We start from the raw sequence: 24,151 nt of genomic DNA, 5'->3' as shown, positions 1-24,151 counted from the left end.
GTTAACCCCTAGAATGCGGTTCCGTTTGGGTTTCGTTAACATTCTGGCACCGTTCTTGTCTTTGGCGCGGCAAAGAACGAACCCATGAATAAAACCGCCCTGACTACACTGGCCGTTGCCAGCCTTGGAACACTCCTATTCGCTTGTTCGAAAACTGAAAACTCAGCCGCCGCCGGCTCCGGCCGTCTCGAGGTCTTCCTGACCGACGCCCCCGGCAACTACGACTCGGTAGTAATCGATGTGCAGGATGTGCGCGTCAACTACGGCTCCGACTCGGCCAACGGATGGCAAAGCCTCGCCAACGTTACCCGCGGGCCCATCAACCTGCTGCAGCTCGTGAACGACCGCGACACGATGCTCGGATCCGCCGACCTGGCCTCGGGCCGCATCGAGCAGCTGCGTCTCCTTCTCGGCCCGAACAACTATGTGGTCGTGGGAGGCCGTCGCTACGACCTCGAAACACCGAGCGCGCAGCAATCGGGTCTCAAACTGAACATCCACCAGGATGTGACCGAAGGCGTGACCTACCGCCTTGTGCTTGATTTCGACGCCGGCCGCTCGATTCATCAAACCGGCAACGGCCGCTACATGCTGAAGCCCGTGATCCGCACAAGCCTGGAGGCTGCCGGCGGCTCGCTTCGCGGCTATGTGCTCCCGTCGACGGTGCGGACCGCCATCTATGCGCTGCAGGGCGCCGATACCGTGGCCGGGACCTACACGAGCAATGGCGCCTGGTCGTTCCAGGGTCTGAATGCCGGCTCGTATAACCTCAGCTTTGTTCCGTCGGATTCCACTTATTCGGCAGCAACCCGCACAGGGGTGGCCGTAACCACCGGGAATGTAACGGTGGTGGATACCGTACGTCTTCAATAAACGATGTTTTTTGTCGGGTAGCATCACGACAGGCCGGCCTTTTTGGGCCGGCCTTTTTTATGCCCGGCGGTGGGGGCCGTTGGACCGGCAAAAGCGCCCGATCGCCCCCCAATAGGGCCATTTTAGGCATTTATTTCAGAAAAAAAGGCGCGGATAAGTTGGAAAGATGCATCAGGGCCGTTACCTTTGCACTCCCATTCTAAAATGGCTATTTGAAATATGTCCCAGCGTATCAGAATCAAATTGCAGTCTTACGACCACAACCTGGTAGATAAATCTGCCGAGAAAATTGTGAAGACTGTACGCAGCACCGGCGCCGTAGTAACAGGACCCATTCCCCTGCCTACCCGCAAGAAGATCTTTACCGTATTGCGCTCGCCCCACGTGAACAAGAAGAGCCGCGAGCAGTTCCAACTGGCTACCCACAAGCGCCTGCTGGACATCTACACTTCCTCTTCGCGCACCGTTGACGCGCTGTCGAAGCTGGACCTGCCCTCCGGTGTAGAGGTAGAAATCAAAGCCTGACGATGCTCCGGCCAGCCGGGGCGGACAGCAATGTCCGGCCGGGTAAATGCCGGAACCGCGCAGCGAACGAAGTACCCTTCACAGGAAGCGGTGCTGGTCTGAAGAAGACCGACAACTTGAAATAAGAATCATCTCTCAACCGATCGTCCCGCTCCGGCCCGACGACGAGAAAAGAGCTCTGATCACTATACTGCAGATAGGAGGGCGGACTTTCCCAACTCAAATCTGCGCTTACATATAAACAAGCCCTTCGAGGTTTGTTTGTCGCCAGTACTTCTGAATCCCGGTTACCGGGACCGTTCGCAAGGAACGGATAAAGGAAAAGGTTGGCGATGAACCAGGATTGAAGACCCGTGATACCATATGGGTCTGTCTTGCAGAACCTTGGGGGGGTAAACCCTCAAACATGAAAGGTATCATTGGTAAAAAAATCGGGATGACCAGCATCTTCGATGCAAGCGGAAAGCAAACCGCCTGCACGATCATCGAGGCTGGTCCCTGCGTTGTAACGCAGGTTAAGACCGTCGACTCCGACGGTTACAATGCACTCCAGATCGCTTTCGGCGACAAGAAAGAGAAGCATTCCATCAAAGCCGAGACAAATCACTTCGCAAAAGCCTCTACTTCTCCTAAGAAAGTAGTTAAGGAGCTCCGCAACACCTCCCTCACAAAGGCACTCGGCGAAACCATCACAGTAGACATTTTTGAAGAAGGCGAGAAAGTAGAAGTAGTCGGCACCACGAAAGGTAAAGGCTTCCAGGGCGTCGTTAAGCGCCACGGCTTTTCCGGTGTGGGCGAGGCTTCGCACGGTCAGCACGACCGTCAGCGCGCTCCCGGTTCCATCGGTAACTCGTCGTTTGCTGCCCGCGTAATGAAGGGTATGCGCATGGCCGGCCGTATGGGTACCGACCGCGTGAAGGTGAAAGGCCTCAAAGTAGTGAAGGTTTTCCCTGAGCAAAACTACATCCTCGTAAGCGGCTCCGTCCCGGGCCATATTGGTTCAATCGTATTAATCCAGAAGTAATCATGGAACTGAAAGTATTAAACATACAAGGTCAGGAGACCGGTCGCACGGTGGAGCTCCCCGAAGAAATCTTTGGTATCGAGCCCAACAACCACGCAGTCTACCTGGCTGTCAAGCAGTACCTCGCCGCCCAGCGCCAGGGTACCCACAAGGTAAAGACCCGCGCCGAGGTAAAAGGCTCCAGCAAGAAGCTGCACAAGCAAAAAGGCACTGGTGGCTCGCGTAAAGGCAACATCCGTAACCCTATCTTCAAAGGTGGTGGTACGATCTTCGGCCCCAAGCCCCACAAATATGATATCAAGCTGAACCGCAAGGTGAAAGACCTGGCGAAAATGTCGGCCCTCACGTACAAGGCGCAAGCCAACGCCATCTTCGTAATCGAGGACATCAACCTGGATGCTCCCAAGACGAAGACCGTTCTCGGTGCTTTCAACAGCATGAAAGTCGGCGACAAGAAGCTGATGCTCATCACCCCCGAGTACAACGACAACCTGTACAAGAGCGTACGCAACGTACCCTCCGTACTGGGTGTGCTGCTGAGCGACATGAACACCTACGACATCATGAACTCCGAAGCGATCGTTCTCACCGAGAGCGCTGCCAAGATGTTCGTGGCTGCCGAAGAAGAAGCCGCTGCTTAATCCTTAGGCTGCGCTCAGCGCAGCAAGAGGAGCACAAAACATTGATAACGTAACAAACTAATTCAGATGAAACTCTCTGAAGTACTGATAAAGCCGATCCTGACCGAAAAAGCAAACGCCCAGCAGGAATCGCTGCGCCGCTTTGCCTTCAAGGTTGCCCGCAAGGCCAACAAGCTGGAGATCAAGAAGGCCGTTGAGGAATTCTACGGCGTGAACGTGATCGACGTGAATACGTCGGTATCGCCCGGCAAGAACAAGACCCGTTTCACCAAGAAGGGTTTTATCTCCGGTGTGAAGCCCGCTTTCAAGAAGGCCCTGGTAACGGTGGCTGAAGGCGAAACCATCGACCTCTACACGGCGTCGATCTAATTAAATCAAGTAAGGCTGCAACAGCCGCAAATGTTGAAAAAGAAAATAAGTCATGGCAGTTAAAAAGTATAAACCGATTACCGCAGGTACGCGCTGGCGTATTGGTAACGCGTATGCAGAAGTAACCACCAACGTTCCCGAGAAGTCGCTGGTGGAATCCAAGAAAGGCACGGGTGGCCGTAACTCCTCCGGCCGTCGCTCGATGCGCTACATTGGTGGCGGACACAAGCAGATGTACCGTCTTATTGACTTCAAGCGCGATAAGTTCGACATCCCCGCAACCGTTGCTACGATCGAGTATGACCCGAACCGTACGTCTTTCATCGCCCTGCTGAATTATGCCGACGGTGAGAAGCGCTACATCATCGCCCCCCAGGGCCTGGTAGTAGGTGCTTCGGTCATCAGCGGTCTGTCTGTGGCTCCCGAGCTCGGTAACGCGCTCCAGCTGAAGAACATGCCCCTCGGTACCGTGGTGCACAACATCGAGCTGCAGCCCGGCCAGGGTGGCAAGATCGCCCGCTCCGCCGGTGCTTCTGCCCAGCTGTCGAACAAGGAAGAAAAGTACGCCGTGCTGAAGATGCCGACCGGTGAGCTCCGCAAGGTGCTGATCAACTGCATCGCCACGGTAGGTGTAGCCTCCAACAGCGACCACAGCCTCGAGTCGCTCGGTAAGGCCGGCCGCAACCGCTGGAAGGGTGTGAAGCCCCGCAACCGTGGTGTAGCGATGAACCCTGTCGATCACCCGATGGGTGGTGGTGAGGGTCGCGCTTCGGGTGGTCACCCCCGCAGCCGTACCGGCAAGATCGCCAAGGGCCTCAAGACCCGTACGAAGGGCAAGAGCAGCGATAAGCTGATCATCCAGCGTAAAAACGGTAAGAAGCTCGCCAAATAAGCGTACCGAGTAATCCCATTCAAAAAACAGAAATCAGAAACTGAATATGGCTCGTTCAATTAAAAAAGGTCCTTACGTGGCGCAGCACCTCGAAGAAAAGGTGTTTGGCATGAACGATGGCAAGGCGAAAAAAGGTGTCATCAAAACCTGGAGCCGCCGTTCGACCATCACCCCGGACTTTGTCGGTCACACCTTCGCCGTGCACAATGGCAACAAGTTCATCCCCGTGTACGTAACCGAATTCATGGTTGGTCACAAGCTCGGTGAATTTGCCCCGACCCGCAACTTTAAAGGACACGCAAGCAAGAAGGGCTAAGCGCACCTTGCTGTAAAAAAATAATACAATGGAAGCAGTAGCAAAACTGAGAAATTATCCCACTTCGCCCCGCAAGATGCGCCTGCTGGCGGACCTGATCCGCGGCATGCAGGTAGAGAAGGCGATCGCCGTGCTGGAGCACCATCCGAAGCACAACGCCGTACCCCTGCGCAAGCTCGTGCTCAGCGCCATCTCCAACTGGAAGCAGAAGAACGAAGGTGGTGATGAAGGCGCTCTGGTTGTGAAGACCATCTTCGTCGATGGCGCCCGCACCCTGAAGCGTATGCGTCCGGCTCCCCAGGGTCGTGGTTACAAGATCCGCAAGCGTTCCAACCACGTTACTGTTATCGTAGACGCAAAATCAACTAATCAATAATCGTATCAACCAATAAACATGGGTCAAAAAGCAAATCCGATTGGTAACCGCTTAGGTATCATCCGTGGATGGGAATCTAACTGGTATGGCAACAAGAAAGACTTTGCCAACAAGCTGATCGAAGACAACAAGATCCGCACCTACCTGAACGCCCGTATCAACAAGGGTGGTATCTCCAAGATCGTTATCGAGCGCACGCTCGGTAAGCTGATCGTAACGATCCACACGTCGAAGCCGGGTATCATCATCGGCAAAGGCGGTGGTGAGGTAGACCGTATCAAGGAAGAGCTGAAGAAGCTGACCGGCAAGGAAGATGTGCAGATCAACATTCTCGAGATCCGTCGCCCCGAGCTGGACGCGATGATCGTAGGCGACACCATCGCCCGCCAGATCGAGAACCGCATCAACTTCAAGCGCGCCACCAAGATGGCAATCGCTTCGACGCTCCGCATGGGTGCCGAGGGTATCAAGATCAAGCTGAGCGGCCGCCTGGCCGGCGCCGAGATCGCCCGTAACGAAACCTTCATGCAAGGCCGCGTGCCCCTGCACACGTTCCGTATGGATATCGACTACGCCAACGTATTCGCACAAACGGTATACGGCAAGATCGGTATCAAGGTATGGATCTGCAAAGGCGAGATCCTCGCCAAGCGCGACCTGAACCCCAACATCATCGGTACCGAGCAGAACCAGGGACCGCGCAGCACCGGTGGTTTCGACCGTGACCGCGATCGTGGTGGCCGTGGCGGTGACCGTGGTGGCCGTGGTGGCGACCGTGGCGGACGCAGCGGTGGTGGTGGCCGTCGCTAAGCCACGATTTCAGATGTCAGATCTCAGATCTGAGATCCGAGATCTGAGATTGAAATTGAAAACAATAACATAACGGGATCGGAGCGATCCGATCAAAAACAGAAATAATATGTTACAGCCGAAAAGAACAAAACACCGGAAAGTGCAAAAAGGCCGCATGAAGGGTAACACCAAGCGTGGCGCCACGATTTCCTTTGGTTCTTACGCACTGAAGGCGATGGAAGATCATTGGATCACCGACCGCCAGATCGAAGCGGCCCGCCAGGCGCTTACCCGTCACATGAAGCGTGAGGGTAACGTATGGATCCGCATCTTCCCCGACAAGCCGATCACCAACAAGCCTGCAGAGGTGCGTATGGGTAAGGGTAAGGGTAACCTCGAATACTGGGCTGCCGTGGTACAACCGGGCCGCATCATCTTCGAGATCGACGGTGTGACCGAAGAAGTTGCCAAAGGTGCCCTTGACCTGGCCGCCGGCAAGCTGCCGATCGCCTGCAAGTTCGTCAAGCGCCGCGACCTGATCTCTGCCTAAGGAAGAGCCAGCACGGCGAAGGGATTCCGAAGCCGTGAAGCATTAATCGATAAAAAAACTATCATGTCAAAGACAGCTGATTTCATCAAGAGCATTCAGGGCCTGAGCACAGAAGACCTGGCTGCCCGCATCAAGGAAGACGAGATGCGCCTCCGCAAGCTGGAATTCGCCCACGCGCTCTCGCCCCTGGAGAACCCGATGAGCATCCGGAACCTGCGCCGCGACGTAGCCCGTCTCAAATCCGAATTACGTAAGAAACAACTTAGTGCATAATCAGCACTGTGCGGGGCTGAGGGCTAACTAAGTCCGGAGCCCGAAGCTCAATGCTCAAAGCTTATAACAATGGCTGAAACAGTAAATACTACCACCTCTACAGAGACCCGCAACCTGCGGAAAACCCGTATCGGTGTGGTGACCTCCAACAAGATGACCAAGACCATCACGGTGGCCGTGGAGCGTAAGGTGAAGCACCCCATCTACGGTAAGTTCGTGAAGAAGACGACCAAGTTCCATGCACACGACGAGAAGAACGAAGCTTCGATCGGCGACGTGGTGCGCATCATGGAAACCCGTCCGATGAGCAAGACCAAGCGCTGGAGACTCGTAGAGATCGTGGAGAAAGTGAAATAAGCATCGTGGGTCGTTACTCGCCCGATGGGAGCGTAGCGGCAGCCGGTACTACATTAATAATAATGTTTTTAAAACGGGACCCCATCCCGCATTTCCCGAAGAGGGAAGGAGTTAGCGGGGTCCTCAAAGCTTAAGAAAATGATTCAGCAAGAATCCCGCCTCAACGTAGCGGACAACAGCGGTGCCAAAGAAGTTCTTTGCATCCGTGTACTGGGTAACAGCGGTCAGCGCTACGCAAAGGTTGGCGACAAGATCGTCGTAACCGTGAAGGACGCGATCCCCGCCGGTGGTATCAAGAAAGGCACGGTGGCCAAGGCCGTAATCGTGCGCACCAAGAACAAGCTTCGTCGTAAGGACGGTTCCTATATCCGTTTCGACGACAACGCCGTGGTGATCCTGAACGCCTCCGACGAGCCGCGCGGCACCCGCATCTTCGGACCCGTTGCCCGCGAACTCCGCGACAAGGGCTACATGAAGATCATCTCCCTGGCTCCCGAGGTACTGTAAGCACCCGGCGCCCGGCGCAGAACGAATTGTAAAACCGAATTCCTGGCAGTATCAGGAATGCATAAACATCCCAAAGAGGAATAACAATGAAAACAAGATTTAAACCCAAGTACAACATCCGGAAAGGCGACCAGGTGGTTGTGATCGCTGGCGATGACAAGGACCTGAAGAAGCCCCGCACGGTGAAAGAAGTACTGGTTGAGGCCGGTAAGGTGATCGTGGAAGGCGTGGCCATCGTCACGAAGCACACGAAGCCTACTGCCCAGAACACCAAGGGCGGCATCGTAAAGCAGGAAGCTGCGATCTCCATCTCCAACGTTATGTTGTGGGACGGCAAGCAAGGCACCCGCGTGAAGCGCCAAAAAGAAAACGGTAAAACTCTGCGTATCTCTAAAAAATCTGGGGAGGGAATCAAGTAATGGCAACGACAACAGCAACACCCCGTCTGAAGACGAAATACAAAGAAGAAGTAGTTAAGGCCCTCATGGCCCGCTTCGGCTACAAGTCGATCATGCAGGCTCCCCGCCTCGAGAAGATCTCGATCAACCGCGGTGTGAACGGCGCCGTAAACGATAAGAAGCTGGTTGACATCGCTGTCGACGAGCTGACCACGATCTCCGGCCAGAAGGCAGTAGCTACCTACTCGAAGAAGGACATCTCCAACTTCAAGCTTCGTAAGCACATGCCCATCGGCGCCCGCGTAACGCTGCGCGGCGACAAGATGTACGAATTCCTCGACCGCCTCATTGCCGTTTCGCTGCCCCGTGTACGCGACTTCAAAGGCGTGAACGAGAAGAGCTTCGACGGCCGCGGCAACTACACCATGGGTGTTACCGAGCAGATCATCTTCCCGGAGATCGACATCGACAAGGTGAACAAGATCACCGGTATGGACATCACGTTCGTTACCACTGCCCATACCGACGAAGAGTCGTACGAGCTCCTGAAAGAGCTGGGTATGCCCTTTAAAAATATCAAGAAATAAGGCTTCGACTTCGCTCAGCCTGGCAGGCAACTCAATTGAATCCTTGTCATCCTGAGCTTACCGAAGGAAACTACAAACAACAAACTACAAACTTTTACAATGGCTAAAGAATCCGTAAAGGCAAGACAGCGTAAGCGCGAAGTGCTGGTACAGAAGTTTGCTGAGAAGCGTGCTGCCCTCAAGGCTGCCGGCGACTATGCAGGCCTGGACAAGCTGCCCCGCAACGCGTCGCCCGTGCGCCTGCGCAACCGCTGCCAGCTCACCGGCCGTCCCCGCGCCTACAGCCGCTACTTCGGCATCTCCCGTATCGCCCTGCGCGATATGGCGCTGAACGGCTCGATCCCCGGTCTGAAGAAGGCCAGCTGGTAAGACGGAAGATCTTTTTATCTCGGATCTAAGGATCTCGGATCTATGGGAAAGCTTAAAACGCCCGGATCCGAGATCACTGGATCAGAGATCCGAGATCTTTTTCCTACCTTTGCGCTCCCTTTCGCAAGGAGGGGTGTGACCTAATCAAATAATTAACAAGTTAACTTATCCAATTATCCCGCCCAGGCGGGATGTAGGAGGGCCTTAATATGGTAACAGATCCTATCGCAGACTTCCTGACCCGCATCCGTAACGCACAGATGGCCGGTCACCGCATCGTGGAAATCCCCGCTTCGAACCTCAAGAAGCGCATGACGGAGATCCTGTACAACCAGGGTTATATCCTGAAGTACAAATTCGAAGACGACAACAAGCAGGGACTGATCAAGATCGCCCTGAAGTACGATGCCGCCAGCAAGGTCCCCGCGATCCAGAGCATGGAGCGCGTGAGCCGCCCCGGTCTGCGTCACTACGCCAAGCCCGGCGACTTCCGCCGCGTGAAGAACGGCCTCGGCATTGCCATCATCTCGACCTCCAAGGGCGTGATGACCGACAAGGAAGCCAAGACCCAGAATGTAGGCGGTGAAGTACTTTGCTACATCTACTAATTGACCTCAAGGGTGCCGGTACATTAAGCTGAGACTATACTAAGCTGACCGGCTGGCACTACAACCATCATACTTTAAACAACAAGACTATGTCTCGTATAGGAAAAGCCCCGATCTCCGTACCTGCCGGCGTTACCGTAACGGTAGGCTCCGACAACGTGGTTACCGTAAAAGGTCCCAAGGGCGAACTGAAGCAACCCATCGACCGTGATATCAAGGTGAGCGTTGCCGACGGCACGATCAACATCACACGTCCCACCGACCAGATCCGTCACCGCGCCCTGCACGGCCTCAGCCGCGCCCTGGTGGCCAACCTGGTGAAAGGCGTTACCGAAGGCTACACCAAGAAGCTTGAGCTGGTAGGTGTAGGTTTCAAGGCTGCCAACAGCGGCAACCTCCTCGACCTCGCCCTCGGTTACTCGCACAACATCGTACTGGAAGTTCCCAACGAGCTGAAAGTAGCTACGCAGCAGGAAAAAGGCCAGAACCCGATCATCACGCTGGAAGGCATCGACCGCCAGCTGATCGGCCAGGTAGCCGCCAAGATCCGCAGCCTGCGCAAGCCCGAGCCGTACAAAGGCAAAGGTGTTCGCTACGTCGGTGAGATCGTACGCAAGAAAGCTGGTAAAGCTGCCGGTAAGTAATCATCAACTAATCATAGGGCTTTGGCAGTATCAAGGCCTCAAACAGAAATACAATGAGAACAAGTCAAAAGACTACAAGAAGACAAAATATCCGCTACCGCATCCGTCGCAAGATTGCTGGTACGGCCCAGAAGCCCCGCCTGTCGGTGTTCCGTTCCAACGCGGATATCTACGTGCAGCTGATCGACGACGATCACGGCGTAACGCTGGCCGCTGCTTCTTCGCGCGACAAGGACATCGCTGCCCAAGGTGGCACCAAGTCGGACAAGAGCAAGCTGGTCGGACAGGCTATCGCCCGCAAGGCGAAAGACCTGGGCCTGGAGACCATCGTCTTCGACCGTGGCGGCAACCTGTATCATGGCCGGGTGAAAGCCGTAGCCGAAGGCGCCCGCGAAGGTGGCCTCCAATTCTAACCCAATCACAAACGAGCGATAGCTACAACTAAATAAACAAATGGCAAAAGCAATCTTAAACCGAGTAAAAGCCGGCGACCTGGAACTGAAAGAGAAGGTTGTCGCCATCAACCGCGTCGTGAAGACCACCAAGGGTGGTCGTACCTTCAGCTTCTCGGCTCTGGTGGTAGTGGGCAACGAACAAGGCGTCGTTGGTCATGGCCTCGGTAAGGCAAAAGAAGTACAGGAAGCCATCACCAAGGGCATCGAAGATGCCAAGAAGAACCTCATCAAGGTTCCGGTGATGCACGGTACCATTCCCCACGACCAGCTGGCCCGCGTAGGCGCCGCCAAGGTACTGATCAAGCCCGCCGCTCACGGTACGGGTGTGATCGCCGGAGGCTCGATGCGTGCAGTACTGGAAAGCGCCGGTGTAACCGACGTTCTCGCCAAGTCGCTGGGTTCCGCCAACCCGCACAACGTGGTAAAGGCCACTTTCGAGGCCCTCGCCATGCTGCGTGAGCCCATCAACGTGGCCAAGCAGCGCAACGTGAACCTGAAGAAAGTCTTTAACGGATAACCCTTCGGCTACGCTCCGGGTGACAAGACAACCTTGTCATCCTGAGCGAAGCGAAGAACAAACTTTTTGCAATGAAAAAGATCAAGATCACACTGGTGAAGAGCCCCATCGATCGTCCCGAGCGCCAGAAGCTGACGCTTCAGGCCCTGGGTCTGAACAAGATGAACGCTTCCCGCGAAGTGGAAGGTACCCCGCAGATCCTGGGTATGATCCGCAAGGTGGAGCACATGCTCTCCGTGGAAGAAGTAGCCTAATCAAGTAAGGAAGTCGGAAGTAGGGAAGTCGGAAGCTCCGGCCTTTACTTCCGACTTCCGACTTTTCGACTTTATTATTCATTAATGCGAGGGGCGATTCCCCGAAAGTAAAAATCAAACAGTATGAAACTGCACGAACTGAAGCCTGCAAAAGGCGCCGTACACAAGCAAAAGCGTTTAGGCCGTGGTGAAGCATCCGGTAAGGGTGGTACTTCGACCAAGGGTAACAAAGGACAGCAGTCGGATTCCGGCTACAAGCGCAAGATGGCCCACGAAGGTGGCCAGATGCCGATCCAGCGCCGTGTTCCCAAGCGTGGCTTCAAGAACATCAACCGCATCGAATACAAAGTGTTCAACCTTGGCCAGATCGATGGCCTCGTAGAGAAATACGGTATTACCGAATTCAGCCTCGAGAACCTGTACATGAACGGTCTCATCAGCCAGACCGACCGCGTGAAAGTACTGGCCAACGGCGAGCTGAAAGCGAAGGTTACCTTCAAGATCAATGCAATCAGCGAGAAAGCAAAGGCAGCCATCGAAGGCGCCGGCGGTTCTGTAGAGATCGTGAAGTAAATTTCCTAAATTGCACAGGCGCATGGTTATTCATGCGCCCTTTTTTCAATTCGGACCGTAAACATTTCCCGTGAAAAAGTTAATTCAAACGCTGAAGAATATCTGGAGTATAGAGGAGCTGCGCAGCAAGATCCTGGTTACCCTGCTTCTGATCTTTATCTACCGCATCGGCAGCCACATCGCCCTCCCCGGCATCAACCCCGGTGAGCTCGCCAAGAAAGCCGGCGAGAACAAGGGTATGCTGGGCCTTATCGATGCCTTCTCCGGTGGTGCCTTCAACCAGGCCTCCATCCTCGCACTGGGTATCATGCCGTATATCTCGGCTTCGATCTTCATGCAGCTCATGACCGTCCTGGTGCCTACGTTCGCGAAGCTCCAGAAGGAAGGCGAGAGCGGCCGCAAGAAGATCAACCAGTGGACGCGTTACCTGACCGTGATCGTAACCCTCGTACAGGCTTCGGCTTACGTAGGCTACCTCCACAACATGTCGCAGGGTAATGCCGCGATGATGATCGCTTCCTACTCGTCGTACTTCTGGCTCTCCACGGTCGTTCTGCTGACCGCCGGCACCCTCTTCGTGATGTGGCTCGGCGAGCGGATCACCGACAAAGGCCTCGGCAACGGTACTTCGCTCATCATCATGGTGGGTATCCTTGGCCGTCTGCCGCGTAACTTCTCGGAAGAACTGACCGACAAGTCGCAGCGCGCGGGTGAGATCCTCATCTTCATTATCGAAATCGCCATCCTCATCGCCATCATCATGGGTTGTATCCTGCTGGTGCAAGGCACGCGCCGCATCGCGGTGAACTACGCCAAGCAGATCGTCGGTAACCGCCAGTTTGGTGGCGGCGCCCGCCAGTACCTCCCGATCAAGGTTAACAGCGCCGGTGTTATGCCGATCATCTTCGCCCAGGCGATCATGTTCCTGCCCACGCTGTTCTTCCTCGGTAAGGCAACCACCAGCGGTGTCGCCTCGGTGTTCTCCGATCACCAGAACTTCGGTTATATGGCGATCTATTCCGCCGTTGTGATCGGTTTCACTTTCCTGTACACCGCCCTGATCTTTAACCCCAAGCAGATCGCAGACAACCTGAAGCAGAACAACGGCTTCGTGCCCGGCGTGAAGCCCGGACAGCCCACGGCCGACTACATCGGCGCCATCATGGACAAGATCACCCTCCCGGGTGCCATCCTCCTGGCCTTTGTAGGTATCCTGCCCGGCATCGCCCAGCGCCTCGGCGTTACGGCGGGCTTCTCCACCTTCTTCGGCGGCACCTCGCTGCTGATCATGGTGGGTGTTATCCTCGACACGCTCCAGCAGGTGGAAACACAGCTGCTGATGCGCCAGTACGACGGCCTCATGAAAGGCGGTCGTATCCAGGGACGCCAGACGGTAACACAGGCTCAGATCTAACCGCTACATCTATTTTGGAAACCCGGTCTCTAAAGACCGGGTTTTCTTTTGCGCCCCAATATCTTTGCACTTCCCATGATCTATTACAAAACAGACGAACAGGTCGAGCAGATGCGCGCGGCCGCCCTCCTGGTGAGCAGCACGCTCGCCGAGATCGCCGCCCTGCTCAAACCCGGCATCACAACCCTTTCCATCGACAAGACCATCGGAACCGTCATCCGCGACAACGACGCCGTACCCTCGTTTCTCGGCTACAACGGCTATCCCTTTAATTCCTGCATCTCGGTCAACGATGTGGTCGTACACGGCTTTCCCAACAGCCATCCCCTTCGCCAGGGCGATGTGGTAACGATCGATATCGGCGTTATCAAGGGCGGCTGGCATGGCGACCATGCCTACACGTTTATGATCGGCGACCCCGGCGCGGATGCCGTGAAGCTTGTGCGCACCACGAAGGAATCGCTTTTCAAAGGAATTGAAAAGGCTGTGGCCGGCAACCGCATCGGCGATATTGCTTTTGCGATCCAGGAGCACACCGAGAAGAAGAACGGCTACGGCGTGGTACGCGAGCTGGTGGGTCATGGGCTTGGCAAAAGCCTCCACGAAGACCCGCAGGTGCCCAACTACGGCAAGCGTGGCTCCGGCCCGGTGCTCAAGGAAGGCCTTGTCATCGCTATCGAGCCGATGATCAACCTCGGACGCAAGGAAGTGTACACCGACGACGACGGCTGGACGGTACGCACCAAAGACGGCAAGGTGTCGGTCCACTTCGAGCACGATGTATGCGTGCGCAAGGGCAAGGCGGATATCCTTTCCAACTATGCGCCGATCGAGGCGGCGGAGAAGGCGAACGCCGAACTTTTTAGCGACTATTAACCCATAAACGCGGCGTCATTGCGGGCGCAGCGAAGTAATCGGCTTCCCCGTAACGGGAAATGCCGGCTCTGCCCACATAGAGCACACGATTGCTTCGTTGCCTCCGTTTCACTCCGGCGTCTCGCAATGACGTTATATGGAATCAAACCCTAATCGACTGATTGTCATCGGCGGCGGCGCAGCCGGCTTCTTCTGTGCCGTGAATGCGGCGCGGCTGCACCCGGGGCTCAAGGTAACGCTGCTCGAAAAAAGCAGCAAGCTGCTGTCGAAGGTGCGGGTGTCGGGAGGCGGGCGCTGCAACGTGACGCACCAGCTTTTCGAGCTGCCGGAGTTCAGCCGGCGCTACCCGCGGGGCCAGAACTTTCTGAAGAAGACGCTGCACCGGTTTGACGCCGCGGCAACGATACGCTGGTTCGACGAGCGCGGCGTGACGCTCAAGGCCGAAGCCGACGGCCGTATGTTTCCCACAACCGATTCATCCGAAACGATCATTGCCTGCCTGCTCCGCGAGGCGGCCCGCTATTCCGTAGAAATACGTATGAACGCCGACGTCCGCAATATCCGGAAGAACGATGTATTCCACGTGGAATTAGCCGATGGCCGCATCCTTGAGGCGGACAGCGTGTGCATCGCCAGTGGTGGCGCGCCAAAGAGCGCACAGTTCGACTGGATCCGCGCGCTCGGTCACAGCATCACGGAGCCCTTGCCCTCGCTCTTCACGTTTAATCTTCCCGGCAACCCGATCACCGCCCTCATGGGCCTCAGCGTGGAGCGCGCCCGCGTGAAGATCGAAGGGAGCAAGCTTTCCGAAGAAGGGCCTGTACTGATTACGCACTGGGGGCTGAGCGGCCCGGCGGTACTGCGTCTCAGCGCCTGGGGCGCCCGCGAGCTGGCGGCCCTGAACTATCATTTCAAAGCGCACGTTCACTGGGCGCCCGAACTTTCGGAAATCGATCTTAAAGAGGCCTTTGCCGGTGCCCGCCGGGGGCATCCGCAAAAAAAAGTCGTCAATGGCAATCCCACCGGTATCCCGTCCCGGCTCTGGGAATTCCTGCTGCAGTGCGCCGGTATTTCTACGGAGCTCCGCTTCGCCGACCTGCCGGCGAAAGCCGAAAATGCCCTTATCCGCGCGATCACGGATTCCGTATTCGAGGTAAAAGGCAAAACGACCTTCAAGGAGGAATTCGTGACCGCCGGGGGCGTGCAATTATCGGAGGTCGATGCCAACACGCTCATGAGCCGCAAGGTGCCGGGACTCTACTTCGCCGGCGAGGTGCTGGATGTGGACGGCATCACCGGGGGCTTTAATTTCCAGCATGCGTGGACGAGCGGGTGGATTGCGGCGAAGCTTGGAGCCTGAAGAAGGTTCTGAAGGTTTTGAAGGTTCTGAAGGTTTTGGAGGTTGTGAAGGGATTTTCACCACAGTTCAGAACCGGAGCAATCGCCCGCTGCTGCGGTAATCGGGCGCCAGGAGCGGCGTTCCCCGGTAATACACATTCCCTGTTTGATAGATAATCCCGTGGAGCGACTCGGTTGCCCACACGTAGCCATCGCGCACGCCCGCGTAGGAGAGGCCCATGCGCTTTACCTGGAAGTTGCGGAAATCGATCGTGCCGCGGGAGGCGCACCAGGCCCAGCAGGAGTCGCTGCGCCCGGCAAGCACCAGGTCGGTAACCTCGTTATCGATCTGCGCCAGCGTGAAAATCGCCGACAGCTTCAGGTCGAGGGTGCCGGCGCCGTGATCGGCTTCGATGGAGATGTAGTCGGTATGCAATGTATCGGCGCAGGTGACGGTGCCCGATCCCTGGTAGTCGATCCGGGTGAGGTGCGGAAGCGTTACATAAGCCGTGATGGATTCGCCCGGCCGGCGGATAAAGGAGCAGGAAGCGTTGTTGCGGAGGAACAGCTGGTTGTCGCGCACTTCGGCGCTGACAACGGGCTGGAGGTTGTCGTCGGTTTCAATAGCCACCGCGCAGGGGCCTTCGCTGAGCACCACGTTGATGTTGTCGAGAATCACGAGCTGGGCGAAGGAGCCCGTGTTGCGCTGCTGGCGGCTGCTGACGCCCGCCTTCTGGGCGCAGCCCGGCTTGTTGCAGGCCGAAAAGCCAAGCGACAGTAGAACTACGGGTAGCAAAAGTTTCTTTATCATGCTTACCATTGATAGCCGATTCCGGCATTGAAGTAATCGGCCTTTCCCATATGTGTTTTGAGGTGGATGCCTGCGAGCCAGTGCTCGTGCACCCGCAACCTGAGCCCGAGGATCTGGTACACATGGTTGGCGTCGCGGGGGTTCCAGGCGTATACGCCCATCTGCAGCGGCATTTCCCAGCGCCCGATCACCACGGTGTAGTGACCGCCGACACCAGCCTGCCAGCCGCCCGCCGCCGGCTTTGTAAACGTCGTATCGTTGGGTGAAAGCTCCGTTGGATCGTGAAAGACATGGAGCACCGCACCCCAGCGCCCGTTTGTCGAAAGGCGCTTGCTCCACTCCGCGCTGAACACGTTCGTCAGCGTCCGCGGGCTGTTGACCAGCGGCCATTGCTTGACCCCGAGCGCCGCCCACAGCGCAAGCTGTTGCCGGTGGGCTGCGAAGGGCTCCGGCCTCCTGCGCAGCGGGCCGCCGGCAACCCGGTACTGGAGGCCCGTGTAGAGGCAGGGAATATTTAGACCGAGGTTGGGCAGCTTGGAGAGGCCGTTGGACAGGTGGAGGAAGGAGATACCGCTGTTCCAGCTCCAGTGGCGGCCGATGCGCACCTGCTGGTACAGCGATGCCTGGACGGCGGCATTGAGGTGGCTGCCCAGGAGCGTGTTCTTGTGGTTGGTTAGGGGGTCGTAGGGTTTCTGGATCCAGCCAAGGCCCAGCGCAAAGCGGCCGCGAAGGCTGTACCAGCCGCTGCCCGCAATTGCGTGATCGGCGAAGCCCATTGCCGCCGACACGGTGCCGAGGTAACGGGCGCCGCCGGAAGCTCCATGGAGCAGCGTGGCGCCGAGGAAAGTTCCGGGCGCATAGGCCGAGCGGTGGCTCCAGTCGGCCTGGACGAGAAAGCTGTACGAATCCTTGGCGAGCTCGGCCTTGCTCATCTTCGTGATAAAGGAGCCGAGCTGCGTGCTGAGGCCGAAGCGGTCTTCCTGCAGGATCTGCGCGCCGGCGGGGCAGCACAGAACGGTGAGAAGCAGCAGTAGTCGGAATCGGAAGCTCATCGGGCGCCAAACTTAGGCAAAAGGAAAAGGCTTCGGAACGGATGGCGGTGAATGCGGCATTTGTCCCGGTGAGCGGGCCGGCCGGAATGCGTAAAAAAAGGCGAAAAAGGGCTCCGGAAGAGGCCGCTTTCGGGCCGGATTGGTTATCTTTGCAGCCCCGAATAAACCCCTCGGGAAATTTTATGGAAGAAAATATTGTTAACCAAAACGCGGAAGGCCAGGAGCAGGCTGCGGCAACACCGGTTGCTGAAACTGCTACCGCGACAACAAATGCACCGGCCGCAACGGAAACGGAAGCACCGGCGAAGCCTGCTCCCGCCCCGCGCATCGAAACCGCTCACGATGACTTCGACTGGAGCATCGACAAGCGTAACGTCGCTACCTACAGCAAAGATGAGCAGGTTAAGTACGACAAGGTCTACGAAGGCACCTTCGTACAGCTCAACGACGGCGAACTGATCAAAGGTCTCGTAGTTGGTATCACCAAGACCGACGTAGTCCTGAACATCGGCTTCAAGTCTGACGGCCTTGTTTCCCTCAACGAATTCCGCGACATCCAGGGCCTGAAGGTCGGCGATGAAGTAGAAGTAATGGTTGTAGAGAAAGAAGACCGGGATGGCAACCTGAACCTCTCCCGCAAGCAAGCCCGCATCACGCGTGCCTGGGAGCGTATCGTGGAAGTACACAAGACCGGCGAAATCGTTACCGGTACCGTTACCTCCAAAACGAAGGGCGGCCTGATCGTCGACGTATTCGGCATGGAAACCTTCCTGCCGGGCTCGCAGATCGACGTGAAGCCCGTTACCGACTACGACCAGTTCGTAGGCAAGACGATGGAGTTCAAGGTGGTGAAGATCAACGAAGCCATCAAGAATGCCGTAGTATCGCACAAAGCACTCATCGAAAGCGATATCGAAGCACAGCGCGCCCAGATCATCGGCCAGCTCGAGAAAGGCCAGGTCCTGGAAGGTACCGTGAAGAACATCACCGACTTCGGTGCGTTCATGGACCTCGGCGGCCTCGACGGTCTGCTTTACATCACCGATATCAGCTGGGGTCGTATCAACCACCCGAGCGAGGTGCTGAAGCTCGACCAGAAGCTGAACGTAGTTGTTCTCGATTTCGACGACGAGAAGAAGCGTATCTCCCTCGGCCTCAAGCAACTCACCCCGCACCCCTGGGATGTGCTGCCTGAGAACATTCACGAAGGCGCTACCCTCAAGGGCCGCGTAGTGAACATCGAAGACTATGGTGCATTCCTCGAGATCATGCCGGGCGTAGAAGGCCTCGTGCACGTATCGGAGATCACCTGGGCCAATACGCCGATCAACGCCAAGGAGTTCTTCAAGCTCAACGACGAGCATGAAGCCAAGATCGTTACCCTCGACAAGGACAGCCGCAAGATGAGCCTCTCGATCAAGCAGCTGAGCCAGGATCCCTGGAACGATATCGAGGTGAACTTCCCCGAAGGCAGCCGCCACACGGGCACGGTGAAAAACATCACTCCTTATGGCGTGTTCGTAGAACTGAGCCAGGGCATTGGTGGTATGATCCACATCTCCGACCTCAGCTGGCTGAAGCGCTACAACCACCCGAGCGAGTTCACGAAAGTGGGCGAGAAGATCGACGTGGTGATCCTTGGCATCGACAAGGACAACCGCAAGCTCCAGCTCGGACACAAGCAACTCGAGGAAGATCCCTGGAACACGCTCCAGGATACCTTCGCCATCGGCTCTGTGCATGAAGGCACCGTTATCCGCAAGGATGACAAAGGCGCTATCGTGCAGATGCCTTACGGCCTCGAAGGCTTCGCGCCCAACCGTCACCTGGCCAAGGAAGATGGTAAGAGCGTAGGTGCCGACGAAGTAGCGCCGTTCATGGTGATCGAATTCGATCGCAACGAGAAGCGCATCGTGGTATCGCACACCCGTACCTGGGAAGCTGCCAAGGCAGAAGAGAAGGACGCTGTTCGCAAGGAAGCCCGCGCCAACGCTGAGCAAACCAGCAAGGCCGTGAAGAACCTGCAGCAGAAGGTCGAGAAGCCGACCCTCGGCGACCTCGGCGCCCTCGCCCAGATCAAGGAGCGTCTCCAGAAAGAAGAGAAGAACCAGGGTGGCAACACTCCGGAAGCTTAATCACTTCTTTTTCAAATAGCAAAGCCCCCGAGTAATCGGGGGCTTTTTTTGTGAAGAGAAGGAACGCAGATTCTTAGGATTGTTACGATGGACGCGGATTTTCTATTGTGGGCGGATCCGCGTTCTTTCTTTACTTCAACGCAAACACAACTGTCACATCAAACTTCAGCTTGATCTTGCGGAAGTCGGGCTGATTGGTATCGGGCGGCGCTGCGGCGTCCTTCATCATCACGTTGGCCATTGCGGCGCGCTCGTAAAGGATGGGTCCGCCGTATTCAACGGGCTCGCTGATGGTAACGGCGACGCCTACCTGCTCGCCGATGGATTGCGCGAGGTACTGGGCTTTTTCTTTAGCGGCCTGCACGGCCTTTATCTTGAGCTGCTTGCGGTATTCCTGGATGCGGCTGTGGTCGACACGGCTGATGTAAAAGTTCTGCGTGGCATTGTCATCCAGCTTCGCCACGAGCTCGTCGAGCGTCTTGCTGTTCCTGATCTTGAGCTGGTAGGTGACCGACGCGTAGAGTTCTTCTTTCTTGCGCTTGCGTTGCCACCAGGGATTGCCGTTGCTGCCGTCGTAGGCCGCGATGGTCACCAGCGAGTCGGGGATGCCGATGCTGCGCACGTTGTTGAGGAAGTCGCGGCGGATGGCGTCGAGGGCGATCTTGCCCTGGCCTTTCTTCTCGTATTCCTTGAGGTCGACGTTGACATAGATTTCGTCGGGCACGACCTCCTCCTCGGCCGAGCCGGTAACGGTGATCGTACGGGGATAGGGATTGACGGCGGGCTGGGCAGAAGCGCCGAGGACGCCGAGGAGCAGGGCAGAGGCGAGCAGGATATTTTTCATAATCATCTTCCTTTAGCTATAGGACGCACCGACACAGCGAAAAGCATACAAGCGCGACGGCCATAAGCGATACTTAACAATTTCGAAACACGTACCTTTAGCCCGCAATTGCTTAGCCAATGAGTATCTGGAAAAAGCTGGCAGAATTTACGCTGGTAAGGAAATTCGTTTATGCGCTGGTGGGCATCGTATCCTACCCGGGGCTGAACCTGGTAAACAAGCTGCGGATACGCGGCACCGAGCACATACAAGACCTGCCGAAGCGCAACGTCCTGTTCGTGTCGAACCACCAGACTTATTTTGCCGATGTCATTACGTTCCTGCACATTTTCTGCGCCGTCAAGTGGCGCAAGAAAAACCGGCTCGGCATACCCTACTACCTGCTCAATCCCTTTACCCGCGTGTATTACGTGGCCGCGGAGGAAACGATGAAAAGCTCCTGGATCAGCCGGCTCTTCACGCTGGCCGGCGCCCTTACCGTGAAGCGCACCTGGCGCAAAGACGGCAACGAGGCGCGCCGCGGGCTCGATCCCTCCGATACGCGCAAGATCCAGCGCGCGCTCGACCGCGCTTGGGTGATCACGTTCCCGCAGGGCACCACGAAGCCCTATGCGCCCGGCCGCAAGGGCACGGCGTATATCATCAAGCTGATGAAGCCCGTCGTGATCCCCGTGGTGATCCAGGGTTTCTGGCGCGCCTTCAACAAGAAAGGGCTCTCGTTCAAGAAGCGCGGCACGCTGCTCTCGGTGACCTTCAAGGAGCCGATGAACATCAACTACGACGATACCCCGGAGGCGATCCTTGAGCAGGTGATGGATGCCATCGAGCAAAGCAAGAAATACATGCTCAAGGGCGCGCACCATTGGAAGACGGAGAAGCTCGCGTCGTAGAAAAGTTTGTGGTTTGCAGTTTGGAGTTTGACGTTGCGCGTGCGCGATTACGCTCCAGGATACTACAAGAAAAGGTCGCTTTACGGCGACCTTTTCTTGTATCGATTATGGCAAAAGAGTGCTGGGAGAAAGCACGCAGCCATCGACAGCAGCGCCTCCTGAACCTCCCTGAACCTTTTAAGCCCTCTAAACTTCCTGAACCTTTCTTAATCCTTAACGAACAGCGCCTTCAGCTCGGCGGCATCGTCGGGTTTCATCTTGCCACCGAGGATGAGGCGCAGCTGACGGCGGCGCAGGGCTCCGTCGAACAGTTTGTGTTCTTCCTCGGTCTCGGGCTGCAGGGCCGGCACGGGGCGCGGGTTACGGTTCGGATCGAGCGCTACGAAGGTGTAATAGGCCTCGTTGCTTTTGTATTTGAATTGCTGCGTGAAGTCCTCGCCCCACACGCGGAGGTGCACCTCCATCGACGTATGAAAAGCGCGCGTCACCTTGGCTTCGATATGCACGGTGTTGCCCAGCTTGATAGGGTTCTCAAAGGAGATATTATCCACCGAGGCGGTTACTACGGGGGCGTTGCAGTGCCGCTGGGCGGCGATGGCGGCGGCGATGTCCATCCAGTACATAAGCCGGCCGCCCATCAGGTTGCCGAATACGTTGGTGTCGTTGGGCAGCACCAGCTCGGTCATCATCGTATAACTATCGGACGGTTTCTTGGTCAGCATTCTAACGATTTCGGGCAAAGGTACTACGGGGAAAAAGTATTGAAGCCGGAAGTGTGACACCGGCCGTAGTTGCGACAATTCCAACACCGGGAAACTTCAGAACATTGGCCCCTGTAAAAACTGCCTAAAGTCAGTCCCGCAACAGCTGAACCGCGCTACATTTGCCCTGCATATGAATTCCCCGTTATCCTTCGACAACACGACGATTGCATTCGCCTCCAAGACCGACCAGGAACTCAAACAAGCCCACTGGCTGTTTGGCCTCATGGGCCGTCCTTGGATCGTACAGGTGGGCACACGGCTCGCGCCCTGGAGCATCCGCGCGGGCCTGCCCGTAAAAGGCATTATCCGCAAGACGATCTTCCGCCAGTTTGTAGGTGGTGAAACCCTCGCGCAGACCGCCGCCGTGGCCGCGCGTCTTGCTGAATCGAAGGTCCAGGTGATCCTCGATTATGGTGTTGAAGGAAAGGAGGGCGAGGAAGCTTTCGAGGAAGCCTGCCTGGAGTTTATCCGCGTGATCGAATACGCGGCCACGCAGCCCAACATTCCCTACATGAGCGTCAAGGTGACCGGCTTTGCCCGCTTTGCGCTCCTCGAGAAGATCGATGGCCTCATGGACCAAGTACCCGCGGGAACGCTGTCGGAGAAATATGATGCCGCGCTGCTCCGGTTGCCGGCCGCAGAGCAGGAAGAGTGGCGCCGAGTCGCCTCCCGGATGCTCCGCATTTCTGAAGCGGCTGCCCGCGTGTCCATTGGTGTGCTGGTGGATGCCGAGGAAACCTGGATCCAGGACCCGGTTGATGCGCTGACGATGCAGATGATGGAACAGTTCAACCGCGATCGCAGCGTGCTGTACAACACGATCCAGCTATACCGCCACGACCGACTCGCTTTTCTCAAAGAGTCTTTTGCAACAGCCAGCGGGCGCGGCTTTATCCTCGGCGCCAAGCTGGTGCGCGGGGCCTACATGGAAAAAGAGCGCAAGCGTGCGCAGGCGCAAGGCTACCCGTCGCCCATCCAGCCGTCGAAGGAAGCCTCCGACCGCGACTACGATGACGCCCTCCGTTTTTGTATCGGGCACCTCGGCGCTATTTCGGTGATCATTGCCTCGCACAACGAGCGGAGCAATGCACTCGGCGTGGAGCTGCTCCAGCAGAAGGGACTGCCGCTCAATCACCCGCAGGTGCATTTCAGCCAGCTATACGGCATGAGCGACAACATTACCTTTAACCTGGCCGAAGCCGGCTGTAACGTGAGCAAATACCTTCCCTTCGGGCCCATCGGCGATGTGGTGCCCTACCTGATGCGCCGTGCGCAGGAAAATACCTCGGTTGGCGGACAGACGGGCCGTGAGCTGCTGCTGCTGAAGCGCGAGCTGAAGCGACGCGGCCTGTAGCACAGCAAAAAGAAGGTTGCTGTTTTTTGCAGCTGCAGGAATTTGTAGTTGTGCAGGAAGTCCTTATTTTTACCGCCCCCGGAACATTAGCTCAGTTGGTTAGAGTACTTCCTTGACATGGAAGGGGTCACTGGTTCGAATCCAGTATGTTCCACTACCTATGATTTGAAAACCCGCCATGCTGGCGGGTTTCCTTATGTTACGCGGAGCTCTGCGGGTTGTGGTTAGCCAGCTTCCCTCGTCTTGTTTCGGGACGTTATTCGGAATCAGGATTAAATTCTTTTTTATAGCGAATCGCAAGGCTGTCCAGCTCTGCGCTGTTCCGGTAAGAAATACACAGATTCATCAATGGTGGAGGCCCCTGAAACCAGATACTGTTTTCTGGTCTTTTTGCGAAGGCTGCCGACAGGCTATCAACTATTCGAAAAACACCCCTGTTATACCCTAACCGTTCTGAATTAGCCTGACCTGACCCATCTGTCGAATCAATGTTTTTCGCTGCCTGGGGATACAGCCTTCTTAAACAAGACATGAACACGTCATTCTTGAAGTTGTATACCCATTCTCCCTCATGGAGAATAACCTTTCCCGGGTCGTTCCCTCCGCCGCTCGCTCGTCTTGGATTTGCGCAGTTCAGAAGGCCAAGGCTGCAAACAAGGAATAGGATGAATTTCATATACTAGAAATTTTTTGCCGGCCGTATTTAGCAATACTCTGCTGAGGCTTCCGCAGCGAAGAGACCTGATGAGGATTTAGCTTCCATTCAGTAAATC

At 56.4% G+C, this 24,151-nt stretch carries 33 protein-coding genes and 1 tRNA gene; 29 read left to right on the top strand and 5 right to left on the bottom strand.

From position 1 onward, the window contains the following. Nucleotides 1-84: 84 nt before the first annotated feature. From ACYU7Z_RS06800 to ACYU7Z_RS06680, 25 genes are all read left to right on the top strand, one after another. Complete coding sequence (locus ACYU7Z_RS06800; protein ID WP_460568694.1) at nucleotides 85-873, top strand: DUF4382 domain-containing protein; 789 nt, start codon at nucleotides 85-87, stop codon at nucleotides 871-873. 219 nt (nucleotides 874-1,092) lie between these two features. After that, a complete protein-coding gene (gene rpsJ / locus ACYU7Z_RS06795) occupies nucleotides 1,093-1,398 on the top strand; it encodes a 30S ribosomal protein S10 (RefSeq protein ID WP_028787065.1) in 306 nt (101 codons plus the stop codon). A gap of 406 nt (nucleotides 1,399-1,804) precedes the next feature. After that, the gene (gene rplC / locus ACYU7Z_RS06790) at nucleotides 1,805-2,422 is read left to right on the top strand and encodes a 50S ribosomal protein L3 (protein WP_460568691.1); all 618 of its coding nucleotides are present in this window, start codon (nucleotides 1,805-1,807) and stop codon (nucleotides 2,420-2,422) included. A 2-nt stretch (nucleotides 2,423-2,424) separates the two neighbouring features. Further along, nucleotides 2,425-3,063, top strand: a complete 639-nt coding sequence (gene rplD / locus ACYU7Z_RS06785) for a 50S ribosomal protein L4 (RefSeq protein WP_460568689.1) — start codon at nucleotides 2,425-2,427, stop codon at nucleotides 3,061-3,063. Nucleotides 3,064-3,129: 66 nt separating this feature from the next. Next, nucleotides 3,130-3,432 carry a 50S ribosomal protein L23 gene (gene rplW / locus ACYU7Z_RS06780; protein WP_460568687.1) on the top strand — a complete coding sequence of 101 codons (303 nt, stop codon included), beginning with the start codon at nucleotides 3,130-3,132 and terminating at the stop codon, nucleotides 3,430-3,432. A gap of 52 nt (nucleotides 3,433-3,484) precedes the next feature. Beyond that, nucleotides 3,485-4,324 carry a large ribosomal subunit protein uL2 gene (gene rplB, locus ACYU7Z_RS06775; RefSeq protein ID WP_460568685.1) on the top strand — a complete coding sequence of 280 codons (840 nt, stop codon included), beginning with the start codon at nucleotides 3,485-3,487 and terminating at the stop codon, nucleotides 4,322-4,324. A 46-nt stretch (nucleotides 4,325-4,370) separates the two neighbouring features. Next, nucleotides 4,371-4,640, top strand: coding sequence for a 30S ribosomal protein S19 (rpsS, locus tag ACYU7Z_RS06770; RefSeq protein WP_460568683.1), 270 nt, complete (start codon nucleotides 4,371-4,373; stop codon nucleotides 4,638-4,640). A gap of 28 nt (nucleotides 4,641-4,668) precedes the next feature. Beyond that, complete coding sequence (rplV, locus tag ACYU7Z_RS06765; RefSeq protein ID WP_460568681.1) at nucleotides 4,669-5,016, top strand: large ribosomal subunit protein uL22; 348 nt, start codon at nucleotides 4,669-4,671, stop codon at nucleotides 5,014-5,016. An 18-nt stretch (nucleotides 5,017-5,034) separates the two neighbouring features. Continuing rightward, the gene (gene rpsC, locus ACYU7Z_RS06760) at nucleotides 5,035-5,826 is read left to right on the top strand and encodes a small ribosomal subunit protein uS3 (RefSeq protein WP_460568679.1); all 792 of its coding nucleotides are present in this window, start codon (nucleotides 5,035-5,037) and stop codon (nucleotides 5,824-5,826) included. A gap of 109 nt (nucleotides 5,827-5,935) precedes the next feature. Further along, a complete protein-coding gene (gene rplP, locus ACYU7Z_RS06755; protein WP_460568677.1) occupies nucleotides 5,936-6,358 on the top strand; it encodes a 50S ribosomal protein L16 in 423 nt (140 codons plus the stop codon). Between the two features lie 63 nt (nucleotides 6,359-6,421). Continuing rightward, nucleotides 6,422-6,631, top strand: coding sequence for a large ribosomal subunit protein uL29 (gene rpmC, locus ACYU7Z_RS06750; protein WP_460568675.1), 210 nt, complete (start codon nucleotides 6,422-6,424; stop codon nucleotides 6,629-6,631). Between the two features lie 69 nt (nucleotides 6,632-6,700). Then, on the top strand, nucleotides 6,701-6,988 hold the full coding sequence (gene rpsQ, locus ACYU7Z_RS06745; RefSeq protein ID WP_460568673.1) for a small ribosomal subunit protein uS17: 288 nt from the start codon (nucleotides 6,701-6,703) through the stop codon (nucleotides 6,986-6,988). 138 nt (nucleotides 6,989-7,126) lie between these two features. Beyond that, entirely contained in the window at nucleotides 7,127-7,495 is a 369-nt protein-coding gene (rplN, locus tag ACYU7Z_RS06740) for a large ribosomal subunit protein uL14 (RefSeq protein WP_460568671.1), read from the top strand. Nucleotides 7,496-7,581: 86 nt separating this feature from the next. After that, the gene (gene rplX / locus ACYU7Z_RS06735) at nucleotides 7,582-7,914 is read left to right on the top strand and encodes a 50S ribosomal protein L24 (protein WP_460568669.1); all 333 of its coding nucleotides are present in this window, start codon (nucleotides 7,582-7,584) and stop codon (nucleotides 7,912-7,914) included. After that, complete coding sequence (gene rplE / locus ACYU7Z_RS06730; protein ID WP_460568667.1) at nucleotides 7,914-8,480, top strand: large ribosomal subunit protein uL5; 567 nt, start codon at nucleotides 7,914-7,916, stop codon at nucleotides 8,478-8,480. The genes rplX and rplE overlap by 1 nt, the downstream gene beginning before the upstream one ends. Before the next feature lie 99 nt (nucleotides 8,481-8,579). Further along, a complete protein-coding gene (gene rpsN / locus ACYU7Z_RS06725; RefSeq protein WP_460568665.1) occupies nucleotides 8,580-8,849 on the top strand; it encodes an uS14 family ribosomal protein in 270 nt (89 codons plus the stop codon). Between the two features lie 209 nt (nucleotides 8,850-9,058). After that, nucleotides 9,059-9,457 (top strand): 30S ribosomal protein S8, encoded by a 399-nt coding sequence (rpsH, locus tag ACYU7Z_RS06720; protein ID WP_460568663.1) that lies wholly within the window; start codon nucleotides 9,059-9,061, stop codon nucleotides 9,455-9,457. An 89-nt stretch (nucleotides 9,458-9,546) separates the two neighbouring features. After that, nucleotides 9,547-10,101, top strand: coding sequence for a 50S ribosomal protein L6 (gene rplF, locus ACYU7Z_RS06715; protein ID WP_460568661.1), 555 nt, complete (start codon nucleotides 9,547-9,549; stop codon nucleotides 10,099-10,101). 53 nt (nucleotides 10,102-10,154) lie between these two features. Further along, a complete protein-coding gene (gene rplR, locus ACYU7Z_RS06710; protein WP_460568659.1) occupies nucleotides 10,155-10,514 on the top strand; it encodes a 50S ribosomal protein L18 in 360 nt (119 codons plus the stop codon). Between the two features lie 40 nt (nucleotides 10,515-10,554). Then, nucleotides 10,555-11,073 (top strand): 30S ribosomal protein S5, encoded by a 519-nt coding sequence (gene rpsE / locus ACYU7Z_RS06705; protein ID WP_460568657.1) that lies wholly within the window; start codon nucleotides 10,555-10,557, stop codon nucleotides 11,071-11,073. A gap of 71 nt (nucleotides 11,074-11,144) precedes the next feature. After that, nucleotides 11,145-11,327, top strand: a complete 183-nt coding sequence (gene rpmD, locus ACYU7Z_RS06700; protein WP_131850539.1) for a 50S ribosomal protein L30 — start codon at nucleotides 11,145-11,147, stop codon at nucleotides 11,325-11,327. Between the two features lie 123 nt (nucleotides 11,328-11,450). After that, complete coding sequence (gene rplO, locus ACYU7Z_RS06695; RefSeq protein WP_460568654.1) at nucleotides 11,451-11,900, top strand: large ribosomal subunit protein uL15; 450 nt, start codon at nucleotides 11,451-11,453, stop codon at nucleotides 11,898-11,900. Nucleotides 11,901-11,970: 70 nt separating this feature from the next. After that, nucleotides 11,971-13,314 (top strand): preprotein translocase subunit SecY, encoded by a 1,344-nt coding sequence (gene secY / locus ACYU7Z_RS06690; protein WP_460568652.1) that lies wholly within the window; start codon nucleotides 11,971-11,973, stop codon nucleotides 13,312-13,314. A gap of 75 nt (nucleotides 13,315-13,389) precedes the next feature. Continuing rightward, nucleotides 13,390-14,190, top strand: coding sequence for a type I methionyl aminopeptidase (gene map, locus ACYU7Z_RS06685; RefSeq protein ID WP_460568650.1), 801 nt, complete (start codon nucleotides 13,390-13,392; stop codon nucleotides 14,188-14,190). A gap of 136 nt (nucleotides 14,191-14,326) precedes the next feature. Continuing rightward, the gene (locus ACYU7Z_RS06680; protein ID WP_460568648.1) at nucleotides 14,327-15,550 is read left to right on the top strand and encodes a BaiN/RdsA family NAD(P)/FAD-dependent oxidoreductase; all 1,224 of its coding nucleotides are present in this window, start codon (nucleotides 14,327-14,329) and stop codon (nucleotides 15,548-15,550) included. A gap of 66 nt (nucleotides 15,551-15,616) precedes the next feature. Here ACYU7Z_RS06680 and ACYU7Z_RS06675 read toward each other — a convergent pair whose 3' ends face one another. Both ACYU7Z_RS06675 and ACYU7Z_RS06670 read right to left on the bottom strand, forming a co-directional pair. After that, nucleotides 15,617-16,339, bottom strand: coding sequence for a GIN domain-containing protein (locus ACYU7Z_RS06675; RefSeq protein WP_460568646.1), 723 nt, complete (start codon nucleotides 16,337-16,339; stop codon nucleotides 15,617-15,619). Between the two features lie 2 nt (nucleotides 16,340-16,341). Then, complete coding sequence (locus ACYU7Z_RS06670; protein ID WP_460568644.1) at nucleotides 16,342-17,391, bottom strand: acyloxyacyl hydrolase; 1,050 nt, start codon at nucleotides 17,389-17,391, stop codon at nucleotides 16,342-16,344. Nucleotides 17,392-17,573: 182 nt separating this feature from the next. On the opposite strand from ACYU7Z_RS06670, the gene rpsA reads away from it, so the two are divergent. Beyond that, nucleotides 17,574-19,526: a 30S ribosomal protein S1 gene (gene rpsA, locus ACYU7Z_RS06665; RefSeq protein ID WP_460568642.1), complete on the top strand. Its 1,953-nt coding sequence runs from the start codon at nucleotides 17,574-17,576 to the stop codon at nucleotides 19,524-19,526. A 130-nt stretch (nucleotides 19,527-19,656) separates the two neighbouring features. Here the strand turns inward: rpsA and ACYU7Z_RS06660 are convergent, their stop codons facing one another. Continuing rightward, nucleotides 19,657-20,370, bottom strand: coding sequence for an SIMPL domain-containing protein (locus ACYU7Z_RS06660; RefSeq protein ID WP_460568640.1), 714 nt, complete (start codon nucleotides 20,368-20,370; stop codon nucleotides 19,657-19,659). 119 nt (nucleotides 20,371-20,489) lie between these two features. Between ACYU7Z_RS06660 and ACYU7Z_RS06655 the strand changes: the two genes are divergently transcribed. Continuing rightward, on the top strand, nucleotides 20,490-21,260 hold the full coding sequence (locus tag ACYU7Z_RS06655) for a lysophospholipid acyltransferase family protein (protein ID WP_460568638.1): 771 nt from the start codon (nucleotides 20,490-20,492) through the stop codon (nucleotides 21,258-21,260). A 206-nt stretch (nucleotides 21,261-21,466) separates the two neighbouring features. Here ACYU7Z_RS06655 and ACYU7Z_RS06650 read toward each other — a convergent pair whose 3' ends face one another. After that, nucleotides 21,467-21,982, bottom strand: coding sequence for an acyl-CoA thioesterase (locus tag ACYU7Z_RS06650; RefSeq protein WP_460568636.1), 516 nt, complete (start codon nucleotides 21,980-21,982; stop codon nucleotides 21,467-21,469). A 172-nt stretch (nucleotides 21,983-22,154) separates the two neighbouring features. On the opposite strand from ACYU7Z_RS06650, the gene ACYU7Z_RS06645 reads away from it, so the two are divergent. Both ACYU7Z_RS06645 and ACYU7Z_RS06640 read left to right on the top strand, forming a co-directional pair. Next, the gene (locus ACYU7Z_RS06645; RefSeq protein ID WP_460568634.1) at nucleotides 22,155-23,378 is read left to right on the top strand and encodes a proline dehydrogenase family protein; all 1,224 of its coding nucleotides are present in this window, start codon (nucleotides 22,155-22,157) and stop codon (nucleotides 23,376-23,378) included. 80 nt (nucleotides 23,379-23,458) lie between these two features. Then, a tRNA-Val gene (locus tag ACYU7Z_RS06640) sits at nucleotides 23,459-23,532 on the top strand. Between the two features lie 102 nt (nucleotides 23,533-23,634). On the opposite strand, the gene ACYU7Z_RS06635 is transcribed toward ACYU7Z_RS06640, so the two are convergent. Beyond that, on the bottom strand, nucleotides 23,635-24,054 hold the full coding sequence (locus tag ACYU7Z_RS06635; protein WP_460568632.1) for a hypothetical protein: 420 nt from the start codon (nucleotides 24,052-24,054) through the stop codon (nucleotides 23,635-23,637). Between the last annotated feature and the right edge of the window lie 97 nt (nucleotides 24,055-24,151).

This window comes from Flaviaestuariibacter terrae (genome assembly GCF_054777635.1).
Note: the sequence above shows the minus strand (reverse complement) of the source record. Positions and strands in the feature narration are given on the sequence as shown.